Raw genomic sequence first — 21,676 nt, 5'->3', positions numbered from 1 at the left:
GTATGACTTAATTTTGTTTTTGTTAGAAATTATTATTAGCAATATTCTTTAGAAATGCTTTGGCAAACGCCTCTTTTACGGCTTTCATTTCGATTGCTCGATGCAATTCCTTTTGCATGGAGGTAACACCTTTATCAGCAATGCCGCATGGAATCATGTGATTAAAATAACTCAAATCCGTGTTTACGTTTAATGCAAAACCATGCATGGTAATTCCTCGACTTACTTTTATACCTATTGCGGCAATTTTTCTTGGCAATCCTTCTGTAAGCCAAATACCTGTCAAGCCCTCCATTCTTTCGGTTTTTATATTAAATTTTAAAAGTGTTTCAATGATAGATTCTTCCAATACATCCACATATTTCTTCACTCCCATTCCCAATTGATGCAGGTTTAGAATTGGATAGCCCACCAACTGCCCGGGTCCGTGATAGGTAATGTCTCCTCCCCGCTCTATTTCAAATTTTTGAGCTCCAATTTGATTTAAAAAAGAATCGTTAATCAACAAGTTATTACGATTGGCACTTTTACCAAAAGTATAAACATGGTTGTGTTCGCAGAGCAAAACAGTATTCGAACTTTCATCGTTCTGAAGAGCTATCACCATTTCCTTTTGCTTATCCCAAGCCGTTTGATAATCAATCAAACCAAGGTCTTCAACTTTTATTTCCCTTGTCTTACTTTCCATTTTACAAAAACACTCAACATGAGTAATACAAAAAGATACTGTGCTATTTTTCCGATATAATCGCCTGATTTTGAATAAAATGTAGTTTTGGTTCGCTCTGGAATATATTCCGTTATGATACCTTCTTGCCACCATCCAAGTTCCTGGTGCACGTTTCCCGCATCGTCAATAACACAGCTTATACCTGTGTTTGCACTCCGCACCACCCAACGCCGTTGCTCAATGGCTCGCAATCGAGCATAATGCTTATGTTGTTTGTGTCCTGCCGTATTTTTCCACCATCCGTCGTTGGTTATCACGGCTAACATATCGGCCTGTTGATTGGTAAAATCGCTCACATATTCGCCATAAATTGACTCATAACAGATTAATGGTGCCACCGAAACATCTTCTACATTAAAACAAACGGCACTGCTGTCTCTGCCTAAATTTCCGGCCTCGCCACCCAAATCAAGATGCAAGAGTTTATCAAAAAAAGCAAAGAATTTTGGAAACGGAAAAGCCTCTACCCCCGGCACCAGCTTTGATTTGTGGTATATTTTCTGAACACCGTTTTTGTCAATCAACAACGCAGTGTTGTATGATGTATAATATTGGCCGTTGTATGGATTGATTCGGGTAAACTGACTTGGCTGCTCTGTTTTAGGTAAATATTTCATGGTAGATGCACCAATGAGCATTTTTACATCGGGGTTTGGGTAATTTTTTAGATACGATTTTATTCGACGAATGGCAAAATAATTTTCTAATTCCTCTTCGTCAATCAAATTGGCCAAAGCGGTTTCAGGCAGCACAATTAGGTTGATATGCTCATCTCGTTGTTGGTCGCACAACATAAAAAACTTCTCCAATTGCCCCTCCACACCACCATCGGCAAACTTTTCATTGTACGGGTCAATGTTGGGTTGAATGATTAAAACTTTTTTGCCTTGGTTTCCTTTATGCGGAAGAATTTCGACAAACCAAATCACGATTGATAAAAATATTGGAAAAACAAGTAAAGCTACAGTTATCCAAACATGCCGTTTTCTGTAATTTTTACCGATGTAAAACAAAAAACTATTTACGGCTAAAATCCATAATGAGCCGCCCAAAACTCCTGTATATTCATACCACTGCACCAAATTGGGTGTGGTGGCAAAGGCATTTCCGAGTGTGAGCCACGGGTAGCTAAGTTGCCATCGAAAATGAAAATACTCGAAGCTCAGCCATGCCAAAATAAAGCCAAATAACGCTCGGCCAAGCCCCACGTTTCTTTTCAAAATTCGATAAGCCAAAAAGGGCAAGGTCATCAAAGCCGTGTTGGCAATTAGCATAAAAACTGCTCCACCGGGTGATGCATACCATACCCACCAAGTGGTAATAAAATTGAAAAGAAATAATCCCAGATAAAGGTATCCAAAGAAATATTTTCCGCTTTTTGGGGTAGTAAAAAAGTCTTCTAAAATAAAAAATGGAACGAAGCCCAAAAACAGCAAAAAAGGCAAACTATTTGGTGGCCAAGCTAAACCCAACATTGCTCCGCCGAGCAACGGAATGAGTAGATATTTGAAACGTTGGCTCATTATTTTCCAGAAACACAAATTACAAATTCCCCTTTTATTGTGGCTACTTCTAATTGGGCAATTACCTCATTTACCGTGCCTCTATAGTGCGTTTCAAACATTTTGCTAATTTCTTTACTCACACAAATTTGTCTTTCTTCTCCAAAATATTCTTTAAACTGATAAAGTGTTTTTAGCAATCGGTGTGGACTTTCATAAAAAACGATGGTTCGGATTTCTTCCTGCAAATTTTGCAACCTCGTTTGTCGGCCCTTTTTATGGGGCAAAAATCCTTCAAAAACAAAGCGTTCGCATGGCAAACCGCTCACTACCAATGCCGGGACAAAGGCTGTTGCACCTGGCAAACATTCTACTTTAAAATTATTTTTAACAGCTTCTCTAACCAACAAAAATCCTGGGTCGCTAATGCCCGGCGTGCCGGCATCGCTGCAAAAGGCAATCTTTTTGCCTTCATTCATTTTGAAAATAACTGCCGCTACCCGTTGGTGTTCATTGTTTTGATGAAAAGATTCGATGGCATTGCTAATCTCAAAATGGGTCAAAAGCTTTTTGGTTTCGCGGGTATCTTCGGCCAATATCAAATCAACCGATTTTAACACTTCGATTGCCCGAAAGGTAATATCTGATAAATTGCCGATAGGCGTTGGAACCAAATAAAGTGATGTTTCTTTTGACACGCAGCAAAGGTAATCAGTTTTGAAAATAGGCATAAAAAAAGGCCATCTTTCGATGGCCCTGTATTTTATGAAATGTATTTAAAATTATTGAACAGTTACAGGAACAGTAATACCTGTAATAATATTTTGTTGTCCTTTGGCAACAAAAATCGTAACCTCTAAATCAGCAGGAACTACTTCGCCACCACCTGGAGGAACTGTTGCACCATTGTAATCACCGGGAACGTCATATTTGTATGTTACCGAATATTTTGAACCTTCAGTTGTTTTTTCCGAAGGAACCAACTCGCCCCAAGGTCCGGTCAAGTAATCTCTCATTGTATGATTCATAACATAATCATTATGAATGTAAGGAGATGGTAAACTGTAATCAGCGTGTGTTGTTTTCATGTTGTTTTGACAAAGTGCAACATTCAATCTGTTTTCGTTGGCACTTTGATCTCCAGTGTAGTACATATCAATTTTTACTGCCAATTCTTTAGTTGTAGAATTGTAAGTTGCTTTTGCACCCAAGTTTACCGGAGAAGCTTCAGCCATTATTTCTGCGGCTGCCGTAGCCCACTGACCTCTACTCATTGCCGTACCGCCACCTTGATTGTAAGAGGCGAAATATTGACGATTTACAGTACCTGCTGGGTATCCTGTCAGTTTTGTTTGGGCACGAATGTCATTGCCATAACTGTTGGTGTAATTTCCCCAACCAGCTTGAGGGTCGGCATAACTTCCTGTGTGAACAGCAACTACCGAAACTCTGCCTGGATTTGCAGCCAACAAATCTGCTGCTCTTTGATGTCCGTCAGGACAATACCCACATCGCACACCAGTCATGTCTTCCAAAACAACATTACGATTTTGTTTTTCAGTTGACGCTAAAAATTCTTCCTGAGTTGGAGTTGTGTCTGTACCGTTATCCTCCTTACAGCCAAACAGCATTGTGCCAAATAAGGCACTTAGTAAAATTAACTTTTTCATATTCTATCTATACAATATTTTTTGAAATAAAGCACGAATATAGTGTTATATCTCAAATTTCAAATAGTTCTATTTTTTTTAAAAGTTATCCCACAAATTCCAATACTGATTTAATCCCTAATTTCGCCCAAAAATTAAGCAATGACACAACAAGATTATATCAACAAAAACAAAGAACGCTTTTTAAACGAGCTAATGGAATGGTTGAAAATACCGAGCATTAGTGCAGATAAATCCTTTAAAAATGATGTTCGAAAAGCGGCTGAATATGTGGCCGTAAAATTAAAATTGGCCGGAGCCGATAATGTGGTTTTAGAAGAAACACCGGGCAACCCCATTGTGTATGGCGAAAAAATAATAGACCCCTCCAAACCAACTGTTTTGGTTTATGGCCATTACGATGTGCAACCGTCTGTGCCAAACGAATTGTGGCACACACCTCCATTTGAACCAACCATAAAAGACGGTAACATTTATGCCCGTGGAGCTTGCGATGATAAAGGTCAAGCCTTTATGCACGTAAAGGCTTTTGAAACGATGATGCAAACCAATTCGCTTGATTGCAATGTAAAGTTTATGTTGGAAGGAGAAGAAGAAGTTGGTTCGATAAATTTGGGAGATTATGTGCGTAGCCATGCCGAAAAACTATCTGCCGACGTAGTTTTGATTTCTGACACAGCCATGATTGCCAACGACATACCGAGTATCGACACGGGTTTGCGTGGGTTGAGCTACGTTATGGTGGAAGTAATCGGGCCAAATATCGACTTGCACAGTGGCACGTACGGAGGTGCGGTGGCCAATCCTATCAATGTGCTTTGCGATATGATAAGTAGTTTGCACGACGAAAACCGACATATTACTATTCCCGGATTTTATGACGATGTGATGGAGGTGAGTTCCTCTGACCGTGCGGAAATGGCCAAAACCCCGTTTGATTTGGAAGCCTATAAAAATGAGTTAGAAATAAATGACGTGATGGGCGAAAAAGGCTTTAGCACCATTGAACGAACCGGAATTAGGCCAACGCTTGATGTGAATGGCATTTGGGGTGGATATACAGGCGAAGGAGCAAAAACAGTATTGCCCAGCAAGGCAAATGCAAAAATTTCGATGCGGTTGGTACCCAACCAGAAATCGGGCAAAATTGCTGAATTGTTCAAAAATCATTTTGAAAGTATTGCCCCAAAATCAGTAAAAGTTAAGGTGGACATTCATCATGGAGGAGAAGCTGCAGTGACACCCACCGACAGCAAAGCCTATATTGCAGCGAGCAGAGCTATGGAACAAACTTTTGGTAAAAAACCCATTCCAACTCGCGGTGGAGGAAGCATCCCTATTGTAGCTCTTTTTGAAGAAGCTTTGGGTTTAAAAACCGTATTGATGGGCTTTGGTTTAGACAGCGATGCCATTCACTCCCCCAATGAGAAATTTGGTATTTTCAATTATTACAAAGGCATTGAAACCATCCCTTATTTCTTTAAATATTTTGCCGAATGAAGTTATTAAAATTCTTCATCATTTTTGTCATTTTTGCTTTTGTAGGTACTGCTATAGCCATGCTTTTCGTAAAAACATCGCACAAAAGTCAGTCCTCATTTTCGGTGAAAATGTCGGCCAATCAGTGTTTGGATATGTGCTTGAATCCGGAATATTTTACCCAATGGATGGATCAATTAGAAAAAACAGAAGCCATTGGTTCGGATTACAATCAACCGGCATTTGAAGCAAATTTGTACTTTTTGGATGGACGAATCCGCTCACGAGCCATTTATACGGTTGACTCTGTCATTTCAGAAAAAAAAGCCATTACCCAAACCAACTTGGCCAATAAAATAGTGATGGAAACTATTTTTAACCTGGAGCAGCATGATAGCATTACCACCGTTAATGCTGAAACAAAACTCACTCCAAAAGGTTGGTACTACAAACTTATGCTAAATGGGGCAAGCCAGGCCATCGATGAAAAAAGAAAAGCAGAAATGAAACGATTGGAAGAATTGTTAAAAAGTAAAAAGTAAATTTTTTCAGATAAAATGAAGAAACTGTACATACAAGATGTTACGCTTCGTGATGGAATGCACGCCATTCGTCATCAATACAGCAAACAACAAATCAGAGACTTGGCTATTGCATTGGATAAAGCCAATGTAGATGCCATTGAAATTGCACATGGAGACGGACTTGCAGGCGGAAGTTTTAATTATGGGTTTGGGGCACATACCGACTGGGATTGGTTGGAAGGTGTGGCCGAAAATTTGAATCATGCGGTTTTAACTACCCTGCTCATTCCGGGCATTGGCACTATTGATGATTTAAAAAAAGCGTACGATTTGGGTGTCCGCTCTGTGCGAATTGCCACACATTGCACCGAAGCCGATATTTCGAAACAACATATCGAGGCCGCCAAAAAATTAGGCATGGATGTAGGCGGGTTTTTAATGATGGCTCACATGAACGAACCAATTAAACTGGCTGAACAGGCTGTTTTGATGGAAAGCTATGGTGCTGATTGCGTGTATGTTACAGACAGTGCCGGAGCCTTATTAATGGACGAAGTGGCTGACAGAATGAAAGCCTTTAAAGATACATTGAAACCTGAAACCGAAATTGGCATTCACTGTCATCACAATCTCGGCTTGGGTGTGGCCAACACTATTGTGGCCATGCAGCACGGTGCCACTCGGCTCGATGCTTCATTGGCAGGTATGGGAGCAGGTGCGGGCAATTGCCCGTTGGAAGTGTTGATAGCTGTTTTAAACAAAATGGAGGCTATGCACAGTTCCGATTTATTTATGTTGATGGATTTGGCAGATGATGTCATCCGACCGTTGCAAACCCGACCCGTTCGGGTGGATAGAGAAACGCTGAGCCTCGGCTATGCCGGAGTTTATTCAAGTTTCTTGCTTCACAGCGAACGTGCCGCTCAAAAATACGGCCTCGATACCCGAGAAATTTTGACCGAACTTGGCAACCGAAAAATGGTTGGCGGCCAAGAAGACATGATTATTGACGTGGCTCTTGACTTGTTGAACTCATCAAATAAAAAATAAAACATGAATTTTATTGATATTGCACAAAAACTAGATACGGCGGCCATCAATTGCACGGCCATCGAGCAAATAACTATTTCTCAAAACATTACAGAAGAGGATGCTTACGAAATTCAACGTCTTTCCATGGAAGAGCGATACAAACGCGGCGATTGTTTTGTAGGATTAAAGCTGGGTTTTACCAGTTTTGCCAAAATGGAGCAAATGGGTGTGCATGATATGATTTGGGGAAGGCTTACGCAAAATATGTGGTTCAAAGACGGCGAAACTGTCTCATTATCAAAATTTATACATCCTCGTGCCGAACCCGAAATCGGTTTTTTGGTAAAGAAAGACATTGACCGAGAAATTAGCTTGGAAGAAATTCCCGAATACATTGAATCGGCATGTGCTGCCATTGAAATAATTGACTCGCGATACCAGAATTTCAAATTTTCATTGGCCGACGTTATTGCCGACAATTGCTCATCAAGCGGTTTCGTATTAGGTGAGTGGCAATCTCTCCCCAAATCTCTAAACGATTTGAAAATGAGTCTTTTATTTAATGGGGAAATAAAAGAATCGGACAGTAGCAATGCTATTTTAGATAACCCGTTGTTGTCCATTTGCAATGCCTCACGATTGGCTTCAAAATACAATCAACCTTTTCCAAAAGGCTCGATTTTATTGGCCGGAGCTGCCACACCTGCCGTTTTTATTGACCCTAACACCCTTGTTTCTGCCGAGGTGGAAGGATTGGGGATGGTGGGGGTGCGTTTTGAGTAAATTCAGGATTCCTACCTCAACCCCGCCAAATGCTTAATATTATTAGCCTCCACCAACCTTTTGTGCTTCCCTTTTATTTCAATTTTGTAGAGGCATAGGTTGCTGTGGTCGTAGTCGTCCATTCGGCTGAGGGGTGTTTCTAAAATAAGTGATAAAAAACTCCGCATTGCTCTACCATGCATACAAATCAAAACGTTTTCGTGAGATTCTTCCATAATTCTTTGCCAACCTATTTTTTGGCGATTAAACATTTCCATTGGGCTTTCGCCACCCTCTATGGGCGTGTGCAATTCACCTTTTCGCCAACTATTTACCACTTCATTGTATCGTTGTGTAAACTCATAAGTAGCCTTTTTGCCTTCATATATTCCCCAGTTTATTTCGTTCAATTCAGGCAAAACGGCATGGCTAAAACCCGCATCCACAAAAGGTTTTACACTTTGAAAGGTTCGTTTTAATTCAGAAATGTAAATCTGCTCAAAATCCACATGCTTGTACTGTTTATAGAAAGCATAGGCCTGTTGCACGCCGGTTTCGTTCAAATCACTGTCAATGCCGCTACCCTGAATAATTCCTTGCTTATTGTAGTCGGTTTGACCATGTCTGATAAGATAAATCGTTTTATTTGTAGTCAATATTCTGCGAAATGTTCGACCACAAAAATATTAAAATTGAAGAGCTACAACATTTTTTGAGCAACACCCTATCTGAGGCTTTGGGTATGGAAGTGGTGGAAATTGGGTCTGATTTTTTGACCATAAAAATGCCCGTTGACCGCAGAACCGTGCAGCCTTACGGACTTTTAAATGGCGGTGCCAGCATGGCCTTGGCCGAAACGGTGGCCAGTTTTGCCGGAAATATTTATTTACAAAATCAAAACAAAATTTGTGTTGGACTTGAAATAAACGGTAATCATCTCCGGTCTGTTCGCTCCGGTTGGGTTTTTGGCAAAGCTACCGCCATTCATTTGGGCAAAAGCACTCAGGTTTGGAACATCGACATAACCGATGAGAGTGGAGAAATGGTTTGCAAATCAAGATTTACTGCGGCTGTAATTGACAAAAAATGACAAATGATTTAGCCATTTTTTCTTCTGAAATTTTCCAAGGCAAGAGTTTCTTCTGTTTAAAAAGGCCAGATTCCACAAAAATTGAAGTTTATATTTTGGGTGAAAAAACTGTGGTTGACGACTCTCCTTATTTTGCGTTTTGCCCCTTTAATGGACGACAAATCAATAAATTATCTATAACGTATTCGATAGAAATTGACTCGGATGCTATTATGAAATTTTCTCTACTTAACACGCTTTTATCGGAAATAGAAATAACCGAAACTACGAGTCAAAGCCAGTATGAGTCCATTGTCGAAAAAGCAATAAATGAGTGTAAATCAAACAAAATTGAAAAAGTGGTGGTTGGCGGCCTTCGCAATATTTCTATTTCAGAAATCGATGTTTTTGATTGGTATCGGGCTTGTGTACTCATACCAAATTCGTATTGTTATTTGCTGAAAATAAGAAATGAAGTCTGGCTTGGGGCAAGCCCCGAGCTTCTTTTTCGACTTCAAAATCGCCATTTTGAAACTATGGCTTTGGCCGGAACCCGATTTGAAACGCAAACCTCGTGGGGTCAAAAAGAAATTGATGAGCATCAAATTGTGGGTGAATATATTGCAGATTTACTCCATCAAAACGGTTTTAAAAAAATAGCCCAACATCAAGCGGTAAACAAAAATTTGGGAACCATTCAACACCTTTGCACCCACATTTCTGCCGAATGGCCTGTTAATTTGCACAGTGATGATTTGGTGGAAAAAATGCACCCAACACCGGCCTTGGCGGGTTTCCCAAAAGAAAAGTCAATTGCTTTTATTGGCGAAAATGAATTGTTTGACCGTGAACTTTTCGGTGGTTATTTGGGCATTGTAAATACCCATAAATCCGAATTTTTCGTCAATATCCGCTGTATGAAAATTGGTAGAAATGTCCTAAACCTGTATGCCGGAGCCGGTATAAACAAAGACTCAAACCCCACTGCCGAGTGGGAAGAAATAAACCGAAAAATGGAAGTAATGGGAAATTTGATTGCCACTAACCCTCAAAATTAAAACCAATACCAACACTAAAAAATTTGCCAGAAATGCTGGTTTCAGGTCCTCCGGTTAGCAATTGTCCGTTTCCTCTCCAATTTTTATTGCTTAAATCAAATTGCTGACCCATCTCGCCAAATAAACTTAATGCTCCCAGATTAAAGCCTACCGAAAATATCCAACCCGTTGTAATTGCAGGATTATAGTATATCGATTTGCTCTCGGTACCCAAAAATCCATCGTCTAAACTCGCTGTTCCTGTTGCATCGGTTCTATCCACCATTAGTTTTAGCCTTGTGTATCCTAAACTAAGACCCGGTGCAATGTCAACGGCCTTTACATTTGGTAACAAATCAAACAAGTAGTGTGTGTTCCACATAAATCCGGACAATTTGGTAGAGTTTCCTGCAGTTGTACTTTGATTTACGGATTTGAAACCACCTATCACTGATCGGCTCATGAAAACTCTTCCTGATTCTGAATAATTTTTGTTTGAATACGAAAAGGCATAAAGCGTTATTGGATTGCTATATTCTGAAGGTATCGCCCCCGGAATGGATTGAGCTAAAGAGGTAAGGTCAAAATCGTAAGAATAGTATTGACCTGCCAATATATTGAAAGTTGTTGGGTCATCAAATCGATGAAAGTACGGATGCTTCTCAGAAGGAAAGCACGTGTTGAAAAATAGCATGTCAAAATTAGCTTCAAAGGTGGAGGCCAGCACTTCATTGGTTTTGAAATCAACCAACAAAACTCGCAATTCATCCATTTCATAAAATATTTCATTTACCTTCTCGGTGCTTTCTCCAAAATCCTCATCTTCATCACCATTTTTATATAGAATGCCCATGGTAAAGACTTTGTCGGCCAACCCCAGGTTTGGGTCTTCCGACAATCGGTTGGCAAAACTTTTAAAGGCATACCATTTGCAGGTATTTTGATCTACTCTAGTTTTGGTTGTATGGCATCTACCAAACTGGCCATAATAGCCGCCTGCATTCGAATCATACACCTCCCGAAATCGGCCAAACATATATTGCTCTCTAAAAATATAGCCTTGTGTGGCATCATCTTCTTCCATATCAAACCACTCAAGAGCTTTTTTTAATCCATAAACAACATCTTCAAACTGGTTAAAATTATCTCCCAAAAAATCTTTGTAATATTCTTTATGACCATAAAAATTATCAATAACTCTTCTTATGGTTGGTCTTTCTCTATACGATTTGCCCAAGTATTTAAATATTTTGAAAGGATCTTGCTTATCTTCTTCCGATTCTTCCAACTTCTCTATTTCTTGATATTTTACCATTCCTTCTATGGCCTCAATATGCAATGAAATGCTGTCGTGCGGGGTTTTATCTTTGGGCATTAGCATGCTCAATACTTTGAGTGCCAATGGTGCCGAACGCTCCAAATCAATGCCAATAACCTTTATCTTTTCGGTGCTGTCAAGCTTATTGTTAAATCTTTTTAACGACTTAAAACTCTCGCTGTACTCATCAAACGTGTATTCGGTAATGGCCGATAAATAGAATGTATCTCCAGTTTGAACATATTGATTGACAAGCCAACCAATAGACCCTCCGGCTTCCATCAATACATTTCTAACCCCTGCATTGCTATGCAAATATTTTATGTTTTGCACCCACAGCAAGCTGTTGCTTTCTAAAAAAGTATGATTTTCTCCTGCTAAAAATACCCTTTTTGTGGCTATTTCATTTGAATCCATGACAGAATAGCCAAGAAACTTGTTGTTGGACGTATTTAGATATACGGTATCGCTATAATCTATAGTCAGGCTTTGAGACCAGGCTTTGTTTGCACCAAAGAATATGAAAAACAGAACTACCGCTTTCCATATTTGATTTATTTTAAGTTTTATCACAGGCAATAATAACTAATCTGCGATTGCTTTACTTAGCATTTTTAAATATTTTTCGTCGGATATTTCAATTCCGCCAAACTGCTTTGTGTGGTCGTTTAGATATTGAATATCCAACAGTAGATATTCGTTTTCTTTCAAATACTCCACCAAAAAAATAAGAGCAAGTTTGCTGCTGTTTGGCACAATGCTAAACATGCTTTCGCCAAAAAATGCCTTTTTTATTGATACACCATACAGCCCTCCCACCAATTTTTCATCATCCCACACTTCAAAACTCATGGCAAAACCCATTTTGTGCAGTTCAATATAAGCCTCAATAATTTCTTCGCTAATCCATGTCGATGCTCGGTTTGAGCATCCTTTTATAACCTCCTCAAACCGCTGATTAATGCTGAACTGATAATGTGTTTTTTTCCATAACCGTTTTAGGTTTTTGTTTACATAAAAACCATCTAACGGAATGATTCCACGACCCTCCGGTCGATGCCAATAAATTTCGTTGTTATCATCCTCGTGTGCCATCGGAAAATAGCCATTAGAATAGGCATATATTAACTCTACCGGAGACAGTTTTGGAGACATTAGCATAACGAAGGTCTAAAGCAAACCACTTACTTTTAAGATAAAAACAACGTAAAACAACAAGAAGAGCATACCTTCCCATCTGCTCACTTTTTTATCTTGACTTATCAAATAAAAAAACACCGATGCCACTATTAAGAAAATAATGGATGTGTTCGTATCTGCTTCTTGCGATTGAATGGGTCTTACAATGGCTGCCACGCCCGCAACGGTAAATGAATTGAAAATGCAAGAACCAAGAATATTGCCAACAGCTATTTCGGGATGACCACTGCGTGCTGCCGAAATACTCACTGCCAATTCGGGCAAAGTGGTTCCCATGGACATAATGGTAAGTCCAATTATTGTTTGAGAAACGCCAAGGTGCATGGCTATTTTTTCGATGCTGCCAACTGTATAACTTGCACTAACAAATATTGCCACCGCGCTTAGCACCACTATCACTATATCTTTTAATCTCAGCTTATCCAAATTTTTTACGATAGCTTCGTCATTCAATGTGGGCATTTCATCAGGTTTTTCCGACCGCATTAGATATACCTGATAAATGCAAAATCCAACCAAAAGCAGTATTCCTTCTAACCTTGAAAGTGTTCCATCAAGCAAAAATAAAATGAGCAAAGTGGCCGAACCCAGCATAAAATGCAAATCAATGAAAATGTATTCTTTGCCTAACTTTATCCCCTTTTTTGCCACAATCGTGGTAATGCCTGTTATTAAAAAAATGTTGGAAATATTGGCTCCCAAAACATTTCCGACTACTATTTCTGATTGATTATTGAAGGAGGCTATGATGGCCGATATTAGTTCGGGTAGTGATGTACCCACGGCCACAATGATAACACCTACCATAAAAGGCGACATATTGAGCGACAAGCCGATACGTTCGGCGGCTTCTGTAAAATATTTAGAAGCTAAAATGAGTGCCAGCAAACTGACTGAAAATATAACGAGGGCTTGAATCATTTTACCGTTTAACCATTTTACAAAAATAGACCAATAACCGTCTATAAATAAGAAAACTTGATTCAAAAAGAAACCAATTTTGAAATGGCTTCCGTGATAATCTAATATATATCAACCAGTTACATTTTATTAGATATTGGTATATAGTTTGTCAAGAAACAGAAGTCACGAACCGAGAGATTTCGGTAAAGTTTTCAATTTTATTTGGCTTAGGTCAAATCGCATGTTATCAAGAAAAAGCTCGTCACAAAATGGCGAGCCTTTTTTTTATGTGATTTAATGGAGAAAATTAAAAACCTGTTGGGCAGCCACAGCCCTTTTTGCCTTGCCTGTGCGAACCGCACGAACTCAATGATACAACGGCCAGTAAGGCCAAAATTAAAAAAAGATATTTTCGTTTTGCAAACATTGCCTCAAATGTAGTATTTACAATTAGTTTTGTCCGGTTTTATATTTAGAATAAACGACAGCACAACGGAAATATGATAAAACATCTGTTGATTTTTTTAAAAGGTATGGCTATGGGCATTGCCGATGTCATTCCGGGAGTTTCGGGTGGAACAATTGCTTTCATAACAGGCATTTATGACAGGCTGCTATCCTCTATTAATGCCATAAATTTCAAGACTTTAAAGGAATTGAAAACAGAGGGGTTGGCCTTTGTTTGGAATAAAATTAACGGAACTTTTTTGGTGGCCTTGTTTGCCGGAATTGCGGTTAGTTTTGTCACCTTTTCAAAAATTTTCAAATACTTGTTAGAGCATCACCCGCACCTTGTATGGGGGTTTTTCTTTGGCTTGGTTTTGGGCAGTATCTATTTGGTTAGCAAAATGGTAAAACACTGGCAATGGCAACAAATTGTGGCCGTTATATTGGGTACAGCCTTTTGCTTTTGGCTAACTATTTTGCACCCACAAAGCAGCAATAATCAAACTTGGTACATCTTTATTTGCGGGGCTATTGCCATTTGTGCCATGATTTTGCCTGGCATTTCAGGTTCGTTTATCCTATTGCTTTTGGGTGTGTACAACGCCATGATTACCGCTGTTTCAGAAATGGATTTGACTTTTATTGCCACATTGGGTTTGGGGGCTATAGTGGGTTTGCTCAGCTTTAGTCGCTTTTTAAAATGGCTGCTCGACACACATTATGAGGTTACCATTGCTGTGCTGCTGGGCTTTCTTATTGGCTCGCTTAATAAAATTTGGCCATGGAAAAACACAATCGAAACCTTTATTGATAGACATGGTGTGGCAAAACCCTTGATAGAAGAGAACATTTTGCCATCGGCTTACGATAATCCGCAAACGTTGTTTGTTGTTTTGCTTGTGCTATTTGGAGTTGGCTTAATTGTTTTGTTGAGCAAATTTTCGCCAGAAAAAGATAATGCCTAACCTGTTTGGCATTATCGGAAACCCTTTGGGTCACAGCTTTTCGCCCGATTATTTTAATGCAAAATTTAAATGCTTAAACCTCCCGTTTGAATATAAAAAATTTGAACTACAACACATTGAAGATTTTTCTGAGCTTGCACAAAATCAAAACTTAATTGGACTGAATGTAACGATTCCGTTTAAAGAAAAAATCATCCCCTTTCTCAACGAAATAAGCCCCGAAGCACAAAACGTAGGTTCGGTAAACACCATTCTTTTTGCCGAAAATAAAACCATAGGATACAACACCGACGTAATTGGTTTTGAAAAAATGCTCGAAACCATTGGCCTAAAATCCATTTCTAAATGTTTGATATTGGGCAGTGGTGGTGCTTCGAAGGCCGTGAAATATGTTTTGGAAAAGAACCAAATGGAATATTTGTTGGTTTCCCGTAAACCAACTTTTGGTTTTTCGTATGGTAAGTTGAACAAAAAAATAATTCAAGAATATACCACCATTATTAATACTACTCCGTTAGGCATGTGGCCCAATGTGGAAGAAAAACCAGATATTCCATATCAATTTTTAAACCCAAAAAACATTCTGATTGATTTGATATACAAACCCCGAACAACTGCCTTTTTGTCTGAAGGTTTAAACCGAGGTTGCCGAATAAAAAACGGCTATGAAATGTTGGTTAACCAAGCCGAAGCCGCTTGGAAAATATGGCAACAAGCTATTGCTAAAACTGATTAGATCGGGTGTAGAATTCCGTTTTTTCGGTGGTGTGCGACCGCACCACACCGGCACTTATTAGATTTACCAATATTTTTGATGCCCTCCTTTTTGAAATGTTTACCAACTTTCTGAACTGTTCGAGGGTAACTTTATGATTGGTTTCTAAATATTCCAAAATTGCCTTTTCGTTGTGGCCAAATTCAATAAAAGCCCCTTTTTCAGAATTGCCACGTTTTAAAACATCAAGCACGATTTTACTTGCCAATAACGAATTATCCTTTACTCGAATGTATGCCCACCACTTGCCTTCATCATCTTTGGCATAATAGGGTTTATCGGTTCCCTCCTTAATTCGGCATTCCAGCACTTCTTTATCTCCAAGTTGATGCCTTATTATCTCCAAATCTATTTCCGGTTTACAATAAAATCGGGCTGCCATGTCGAGCATATAGATTTCATCTTCGCTTTGTATGCCGCACACTTTTCGATTGTCCTTTACCCCCACCAACAAGGTTCCACCTTTATGATTGGCAAATGCCGACATGGTTTTGGCAATTTTTGATGCACTGGTTATAGCCTGTTTGTAGTCGAGGGTTTCGTCTTCCCCTTGATTTAACAGTTTATAAATGTGCTTGCTCACAAGAATCTTTTTTAGCCCTACTTAACCAACAAACTATTTTATCCAGATGTTTGAAAGACTTTTTATTTTGGCACTTTTTTCCACCAAACATGGCCATTTATCCGACTATTCACATCAGGTCTGTCTAAAATTTTAAGTTGATTTTGTGCTGATGTTTTATCGGTGGCTCGGCCAAAAGTTACATAATTCATTCCGTTCTGCTCATCATAATATATGTAGGTAAGCACACCAACTTCTTTATTTAACTTTTTTACTAAATTGTCTGCCAAATCTTTGTTTTTGTAGGCACCCAAAATGAGGTAATAGTCATACTCCTCAAAATTCATCAAATCAACCACCTCATGTACAGTAATATTTTCGGTGGGTGCTGGTTTCTCCACCTTTGGTGTTTCCACTTTTGGTGTTTCTGATTTTGGAACTTCCACTTTGGGTGGGTCTATAGTGGGTTTGGGTTTTTCTTGAATTTCGGGTGTTTCTTTTGGTTCAACCTTTTCAATAGGCTTTTCTATCTCCTTTTCTTCCGGCGGTTCTGGGCAACCATGATATTCAACCGGGCCTGCTACGGTCAAACAGGCATCCACATCATCTCCCACTCCATCACCGTCTGTATCGGGGCAGCCGTGGGTTTCTTTTTCGCCAAAAACATCGGGGCAATGGTCGTCGGCACCTACCAAACCGTCCTCATCAGGGTCGGGGCAGCCATGCGTTTTTTTCGTTCCTGGTGTAAACGGACAATTGTCTTCATCATCCGGCACTCGGTCTCCATCTTCATCCGGACAACCCTTTGCTTTATCGCTGCCAAATTCATCAGGGCATTGGTCTTCGTCATCGCTTACACCGTCACCATCGGTATCGGGTGGTTTGTTTTGCAAAATGGCCAGTTGAAATCCGGTATAAATATTAAAGCCATTGGTGGTGGTGGGCGAAAAAATTCCACCCAAATTGTCGCTTCCCACATAAAATGGGCCAACTCGCACATGAGCCCCCACCAAAACAGGGTTGTAAAAATGCCCAACCACAACGTTGGCGGCGGCTTCAAACCGCCGCGTTTCATAACGTATTCCAGTAGAAAAAACATTTTGTTTGCGAACGCCCCTTACCCTATTTCCTCTTAGGCTTTGCACATAAGATGCCGAGGCATACCAGTTTGGTTTTATCAAATAATCTAAACTTAGGTTTAGGCTGGTTGGCAAATTGGCCTTGAATGAGCTGTCTATTTGGGTGGTTCTAAAAAGCTCTCCTGCAAATGAATCTATATCTTGAGTGCCATTAAATTTTTTTACACTCTCAAAATTATCCCAAGTGTATAGGGTGTCGGTTGAAATGCTGAGTTGCTGTGTATATGGGCTATTGTTAAATTTTATTCTGCCAAAATCATTGATAGATCCCCCAATTTTAAATTTGTATTTGTTGGTTGTTCTATCCTCAAAGTTTTTTCTATCCATTCGGTATTTAAAGTCTTTGTATCCGGGTCGGTATTCGTAAACAAAACCAATATCAATGCCCATGCCCTTGCCAAGTTTCTCTTTGCCAAGGTAATGATACAATCTTCTGTCTTGGTCGGTAAAATACCTATCGGAGGTATATGCTGCCGTCATGTCTGCCGCATCAAACCTGAGGCTGTCCACATTAATCAACTCATAGCTCAAATTGCTTGCCGAAAGGTATGCTGCCCCCAAGCCAATGTTGTATTTAAGACTGGCTCCGGCTTTAATAAAATGTTCTTCTTTTTCGTAAAAAATTTTGCCGTAAGAAACTGCAAACTCCTGATATGCCAACGCCCCCATTCCGAAATGGTCCTGAACATTGTGCTTGTTTTTATATTTTAGTTGATGTGCGTTGGCCGTATAGCCGCTGTAAGTAGTGTCAGAATCTTCTAAAAAAATCTTTAAAAGGTCTTCATTTAGATTATTCATGCTCACAAACAATCTGGTTTTGGTAGAAAAACCAATACCGCTTTTGTCTTTAAATCCCAACATAAAAGATGGCCCCATCACTTCCGAAGTAGCATAAGCCTGCTTTCGGTGTCCATTTAGCCGTTGTTCGGTATAGGCTCTTTCATAAATCGGCAAACCATTTTCATCCAAATAATAATCAGGTAAGTTGTTGAACAGTGCAGCCCATTGACTATAGGGCGTTCTTACGTTCACAAAATTGTTGTTCACATCCAAATAAAAGGACAATGGGTTGGCTACAAATCGATATCGGCTATCGGCAATATTGGCCGGATTAAAGGAAATGCTTTGCATTCCTCCATAGTTTGTATTGGCAAAAGTGCGTGGGTATTGAGCCCACAAATTGTTGCTGGCTAGCAGCAATACTATCCATCCTAAGAGCTTTTTCATTCTATTGGGGTAACATTGAGGTTATTACAAATATAACTATTTGATTTTTTTATTGATGATATACCTAATTTTAAAACACACAAATGATATTGATTTGTAAAAAATCTTCGACAATGTGGTTGAAATTTCTAAATTTTGTGGCCTAATTGTTAAAACTCAGAATATGAAAGTATTAAAAGTACTCGGTATTTTACTTCTCGTCATCATTGGTTTAGGTTTAATAGCCTCGCTTATTTTGCCTAAAGAAATGAACATTGAAGTTAAAGAAACCATTGACGCACCAATGGATTTGGTGTGGGAGAACGTTTATGACTTAAAAAAGGCCGACAAATGGTCGCCATGGTGGGTAGAAGATGAGAATATGAAAGTTGATTTTAGCGAAAATGAAGGGAAAGTGGGTTCTTGGATGAGTTGGAGTAGCGAAATCCCCAAAGTTGGTAAAGGCACCCAAACCGTTACAAAAATTGATAATCAAAACCACTTGGTTACATCCACCGTTTCACACGGTTTTGGCAAAGGAGACGTTTCTATAAGCTTATCAGAACAAGACGGAAAGGTAAATGTCACCCACACCTATCATCAAAACTATGCTTTCGGAAAAAACCTGATGGCTGCCATTTTTGGAGCAGAAAAAATGATGAAATCAAAATATACAGAAGGTTTAGTCAATCTTAAAGAGTTGAGCGAAAAACAAGCCAAAGAAGCTCCGGCAACTCCACAATTTGAAATAAAATTGGAAAATAGATCGGCCATGAACTATGCCGGTAAAAAAGTAACTATTTCACAAGATAGTGTTATGGCCTATCTTGGAAGAACCATGCCCGTTTTGTTTGCCGCAGTTGGCAAAGACAACATGGTTGGTGTACCTTGCGGAATGTATTTTGTTTGGAATGAAACCACCAAAATGACCGATATGACCGCAGCAATACCTCTAAAAGGTGACAAAGCCCCCTCCGGATTTGAGGTGTATAAAATGCCGGAAGGCCAATATGCCGTGCTTAATTATTATGGAAACTACGACAACATGATGGCTGCTCATCAAGCAATTAATGAGTTTATCACTTCTAAAAACATGGAAAATGCAGGCTCTGTGTTGGAAGAATATGTTACCGACCCATCAACCGAGCCTGATCAATCTAAATGGCTTACTCGCATACTTTACCCCATCAAAATGAAAGATACGGAAGCCACAAATGCCGGAGAATAACTTCTCATTAAAAATATTCTTGACAAAGCCGATGTAAAAAGATGCATCGGCTTTGTTATTTTAGCCAAAAATTATTTTGGATATGTATTTCAATAAAGCATTTGTTGATTTCTTTAAAGGACTGGCTGCCAACAACAACCGAGAGTGGTTTTTAGACAATAAAAAAATTTACGATAAAGAAGTAAAAAAGCCTTTTGAGCAATTGGTGGCCGATTTGATAGAAGCAACGGGTTCGAAGCTTTTGGTAAAAGATGCCACATTTAGAATAAATAAAGACATCCGATTTAGCAAAGATAAATCGCCCTATAAACTGCACGTTGGAGCTGTTATAAGCGATGGCGGACGGAAGGATATGACCATACCTGGTATGTATTTGCACCTAAGTGCCGAAGAGCAATGGATTGGTGGCGGTATGTATATGCCCGAAAAAAACCAGTTGGAGCAAATAAGAATGGCCATTGCCAACAATCCAAAAACGTGGGACAAAATGCTTCAAAACCCCGATTTTATTAAATTTTACACCTCCATCAAAGGCGAGAAAAATAAGATTTTACCAAAAGAGCTGAAAGAATTTGGAGATAATGAATGGGTGTATAACAAACAATTTTACTACATGGCAGAGTATCACGACCAACAAATTCCGACCAAGCCCGATTTGTTGCCCTTTATTATGCAACATTATGAGGCTGGCAAAGAGTTTATAAGCTTTTTTAAAGCCACACTTGGCAAATAAGCATTATTGCAAAATTTCAATCGTCTGACTCGTTAGCCACCTTTTCATCAACGCTCGATTTTCGGTTAATTTAGTCACAAAATAGGTACTGCTTCTAAAACCCCGTGAGGTCTCAATGCGTTCTTTTTTTACCTCACCTGAAAAATAATCGGAATGGATAAAGTATTTGTTGCCACCTTCCACCAACAAAAACCCAACGTGATAATCCAACCCCACAAAATAAAATCCTGATTTTAAGTCGCTGATTTTAAGTTGATTTTGCTCATCAATGGCCAGCATTTTGGCCTCATTCTCCGGATTTTGTTGTGCCAATTTATACCGATTTAAGTTCAAACCAACGTGCTTCAAGGTGGTCGAAACGAAGTATCCGCAGGCAATTTTCCCCTGTTTCGGCGTTTCGGTAAATCCATTAAAATCCCATTCGGTTCCATACCAGTAAGGGATAATTTGATTAATCAAAAAATCTTTAAAAATAAACGACACCGAATCCAAAAAATGCCCCTTTGCATTATCTCCTCTCAAATGGTTGTATGCCTTTGCCAACGCATTTCTCCTTGCTTTTATGGTTGATTTCGCAAGTTGATAAGAGGGAGTTTCCTCTCTATGAGAAGAATCGTTATGCGGTGTGTTTTTCGGTTTCTGAGTGGCAGTTGTTTCAATAGGAATTGTGTCGGTATTGGTTAGTTCAATCACGAGCTGCAAATGGCTCGTATCGCTATGAATGGCCTTTTCTTTCTCCGTTTCAAAAGGTTTATTTTTCTGGCAAGATACAAAAACGATCAACACACCATAAAAAATGTATTTCATGGTTAAAAAACGAGCGTGTTTTGATTTAATTGTGAATTATTCTATTACTCTAATTTTCCCCATGACCTGCCTTCCTTTCCTCCTCAAAAATCGCGGCCACCGCCACGGGTTGGGTTTTTCATTTGAAAGGGATGCATCTTTTGTTGCACAGACCGTTTCAGTTGGGTTCAAAATTTCTGTTGCCTCCGCTTTCATGGGCTTTACACTAAATCCGACAAATGACAAAACCATCAAGGCATAGAAAACGGCTTGTCCCCATCCGCCATATCTTTTTTGGTTGATTAGCTGGTCGTTTCTAAAAATTCCGCAACCGCCATAGCCAATTATTTCTTTGATTTCGTCATTGGATTTATCCCGAAAATCAACCACAAACTTTTGGCAACCTTTGCAATAGAAAGAATTGCCCTGCTTCTTCATTCGGGCTATTGAGGCCGGACATGGATTTTTAATTTGCATAATCGTTTAACGAAGATATGGAAAAATTGGTTGGTATTACATTTTTTCAATTCCGGCTTGTTTAAGAATAGCTAAAAAAGTTGGTGTGATCCTTTAGCTCGTTTGAATATGAAACCGTTTTCTTCCAGAATT

General features: G+C 39.3%; 22 protein-coding genes. 10 read left to right on the top strand and 12 right to left on the bottom strand.

The annotated features are described in order from the left end of the window. Window positions 1-22: 22 nt before the first annotated feature. The 4 genes from lipB to H6607_00525 are packed head-to-tail and all read right to left on the bottom strand — an operon-like array spanning window position 23 to window position 3,902. The gene (lipB, locus tag H6607_00540) at window positions 23-688 is read right to left on the bottom strand and encodes a lipoyl(octanoyl) transferase LipB (GenBank protein MCB9260853.1); all 666 of its coding nucleotides are present in this window, start codon (window positions 686-688) and stop codon (window positions 23-25) included. Then, a complete protein-coding gene (gene lnt, locus H6607_00535; protein ID MCB9260852.1) occupies window positions 664-2,253 on the bottom strand; it encodes an apolipoprotein N-acyltransferase in 1,590 nt (529 codons plus the stop codon). Before lnt ends, lipB begins: the two co-directional genes overlap by 25 nt. Next, window positions 2,253-2,963: a 16S rRNA (cytidine(1402)-2'-O)-methyltransferase gene (gene rsmI / locus H6607_00530; protein MCB9260851.1), complete on the bottom strand. Its 711-nt coding sequence runs from the start codon at window positions 2,961-2,963 to the stop codon at window positions 2,253-2,255. The genes lnt and rsmI overlap by 1 nt, the downstream gene beginning before the upstream one ends. A 51-nt stretch (window positions 2,964-3,014) precedes the next feature. Then, window positions 3,015-3,902 carry an Omp28-related outer membrane protein gene (locus tag H6607_00525; GenBank protein MCB9260850.1) on the bottom strand — a complete coding sequence of 296 codons (888 nt, stop codon included), beginning with the start codon at window positions 3,900-3,902 and terminating at the stop codon, window positions 3,015-3,017. A gap of 141 nt (window positions 3,903-4,043) precedes the next feature. Here H6607_00525 and H6607_00520 point away from each other — a divergent pair, with 141 nt between their 5' ends. Genes H6607_00520 through H6607_00505 form a run of 4 tightly spaced genes read left to right on the top strand, consistent with a single transcriptional unit; the run spans window position 4,044 to window position 7,720 of the window. Then, complete coding sequence (locus H6607_00520; GenBank protein ID MCB9260849.1) at window positions 4,044-5,402, top strand: dipeptidase; 1,359 nt, start codon at window positions 4,044-4,046, stop codon at window positions 5,400-5,402. Continuing rightward, window positions 5,399-5,923 (top strand): SRPBCC family protein, encoded by a 525-nt coding sequence (locus tag H6607_00515; protein MCB9260848.1) that lies wholly within the window; start codon window positions 5,399-5,401, stop codon window positions 5,921-5,923. Before H6607_00520 ends, H6607_00515 begins: the two co-directional genes overlap by 4 nt. A 15-nt stretch (window positions 5,924-5,938) precedes the next feature. Beyond that, window positions 5,939-6,955, top strand: coding sequence for a 4-hydroxy-2-oxovalerate aldolase (gene dmpG, locus H6607_00510; protein ID MCB9260847.1), 1,017 nt, complete (start codon window positions 5,939-5,941; stop codon window positions 6,953-6,955). A gap of 3 nt (window positions 6,956-6,958) precedes the next feature. Further along, window positions 6,959-7,720, top strand: coding sequence for a fumarylacetoacetate hydrolase family protein (locus tag H6607_00505; protein ID MCB9260846.1), 762 nt, complete (start codon window positions 6,959-6,961; stop codon window positions 7,718-7,720). 11 nt (window positions 7,721-7,731) lie between these two features. On the opposite strand, the gene H6607_00500 is transcribed toward H6607_00505, so the two are convergent. Beyond that, entirely contained in the window at window positions 7,732-8,355 is a 624-nt protein-coding gene (locus H6607_00500) for a histidine phosphatase family protein (GenBank protein MCB9260845.1), read from the bottom strand. Between the two features lie 11 nt (window positions 8,356-8,366). On the opposite strand from H6607_00500, the gene H6607_00495 reads away from it, so the two are divergent. Further along, window positions 8,367-8,789, top strand: coding sequence for a hotdog fold thioesterase (locus tag H6607_00495; GenBank protein ID MCB9260844.1), 423 nt, complete (start codon window positions 8,367-8,369; stop codon window positions 8,787-8,789). A 95-nt stretch (window positions 8,790-8,884) separates the two neighbouring features. Continuing rightward, window positions 8,885-9,826: a chorismate-binding protein gene (locus H6607_00490; GenBank protein MCB9260843.1), complete on the top strand. Its 942-nt coding sequence runs from the start codon at window positions 8,885-8,887 to the stop codon at window positions 9,824-9,826. On the opposite strand, the gene H6607_00485 is transcribed toward H6607_00490, so the two are convergent. From H6607_00485 to H6607_00475, 3 genes are read right to left on the bottom strand one after another with little or no spacing between them, the layout of a single operon-like run. Continuing rightward, complete coding sequence (locus H6607_00485; GenBank protein ID MCB9260842.1) at window positions 9,810-11,696, bottom strand: hypothetical protein; 1,887 nt, start codon at window positions 11,694-11,696, stop codon at window positions 9,810-9,812. The two genes, H6607_00490 and H6607_00485, sit on opposite strands and share 17 nt — an antisense overlap. A gap of 12 nt (window positions 11,697-11,708) precedes the next feature. After that, window positions 11,709-12,278: a leucyl/phenylalanyl-tRNA--protein transferase gene (locus H6607_00480; GenBank protein ID MCB9260841.1), complete on the bottom strand. Its 570-nt coding sequence runs from the start codon at window positions 12,276-12,278 to the stop codon at window positions 11,709-11,711. A 15-nt stretch (window positions 12,279-12,293) separates the two neighbouring features. After that, window positions 12,294-13,244, bottom strand: coding sequence for a calcium/sodium antiporter (locus H6607_00475; protein ID MCB9260840.1), 951 nt, complete (start codon window positions 13,242-13,244; stop codon window positions 12,294-12,296). A 482-nt stretch (window positions 13,245-13,726) separates the two neighbouring features. On the opposite strand from H6607_00475, the gene H6607_00470 reads away from it, so the two are divergent. Then, on the top strand, window positions 13,727-14,638 hold the full coding sequence (locus H6607_00470; GenBank protein MCB9260839.1) for a DUF368 domain-containing protein: 912 nt from the start codon (window positions 13,727-13,729) through the stop codon (window positions 14,636-14,638). Then, window positions 14,631-15,374: a shikimate dehydrogenase gene (locus H6607_00465; GenBank protein MCB9260838.1), complete on the top strand. Its 744-nt coding sequence runs from the start codon at window positions 14,631-14,633 to the stop codon at window positions 15,372-15,374. The genes H6607_00470 and H6607_00465 overlap by 8 nt, the downstream gene beginning before the upstream one ends. Here the strand turns inward: H6607_00465 and H6607_00460 are convergent. Together H6607_00460 and H6607_00455 are read right to left on the bottom strand one after the other, a co-directional pair. After that, entirely contained in the window at window positions 15,361-15,996 is a 636-nt protein-coding gene (locus H6607_00460; GenBank protein ID MCB9260837.1) for a putative DNA binding domain-containing protein, read from the bottom strand. The two genes, H6607_00465 and H6607_00460, sit on opposite strands and share 14 nt — an antisense overlap. Window positions 15,997-16,058: 62 nt before the next feature. Continuing rightward, entirely contained in the window at window positions 16,059-18,341 is a 2,283-nt protein-coding gene (locus H6607_00455) for an SPOR domain-containing protein (protein MCB9260836.1), read from the bottom strand. 163 nt (window positions 18,342-18,504) lie between these two features. Between H6607_00455 and H6607_00450 the strand changes: the two genes are divergently transcribed. After that, window positions 18,505-19,548, top strand: a complete 1,044-nt coding sequence (locus H6607_00450) for an SRPBCC family protein (protein MCB9260835.1) — start codon at window positions 18,505-18,507, stop codon at window positions 19,546-19,548. An 82-nt stretch (window positions 19,549-19,630) separates the two neighbouring features. Next, window positions 19,631-20,281 carry a DUF2461 domain-containing protein gene (locus tag H6607_00445; GenBank protein ID MCB9260834.1) on the top strand — a complete coding sequence of 217 codons (651 nt, stop codon included), beginning with the start codon at window positions 19,631-19,633 and terminating at the stop codon, window positions 20,279-20,281. Between the two features lie 3 nt (window positions 20,282-20,284). Here the strand turns inward: H6607_00445 and H6607_00440 are convergent, their stop codons facing one another. Both H6607_00440 and H6607_00435 read right to left on the bottom strand, forming a co-directional pair. Further along, window positions 20,285-21,088 (bottom strand): hypothetical protein, encoded by an 804-nt coding sequence (locus H6607_00440; GenBank protein ID MCB9260833.1) that lies wholly within the window; start codon window positions 21,086-21,088, stop codon window positions 20,285-20,287. A 36-nt stretch (window positions 21,089-21,124) separates the two neighbouring features. Continuing rightward, window positions 21,125-21,544 carry a hypothetical protein gene (locus tag H6607_00435; protein MCB9260832.1) on the bottom strand — a complete coding sequence of 140 codons (420 nt, stop codon included), beginning with the start codon at window positions 21,542-21,544 and terminating at the stop codon, window positions 21,125-21,127. Between the last annotated feature and the right edge of the window lie 132 nt (window positions 21,545-21,676).

This window comes from Flavobacteriales bacterium, from assembly GCA_020635395.1.
Classification (GTDB): Bacteria; Bacteroidota; Bacteroidia; order NS11-12g; family UBA9320; genus UBA987.
Note: the sequence above shows the minus strand (reverse complement) of the source record. Positions and strands in the feature narration are given on the sequence as shown.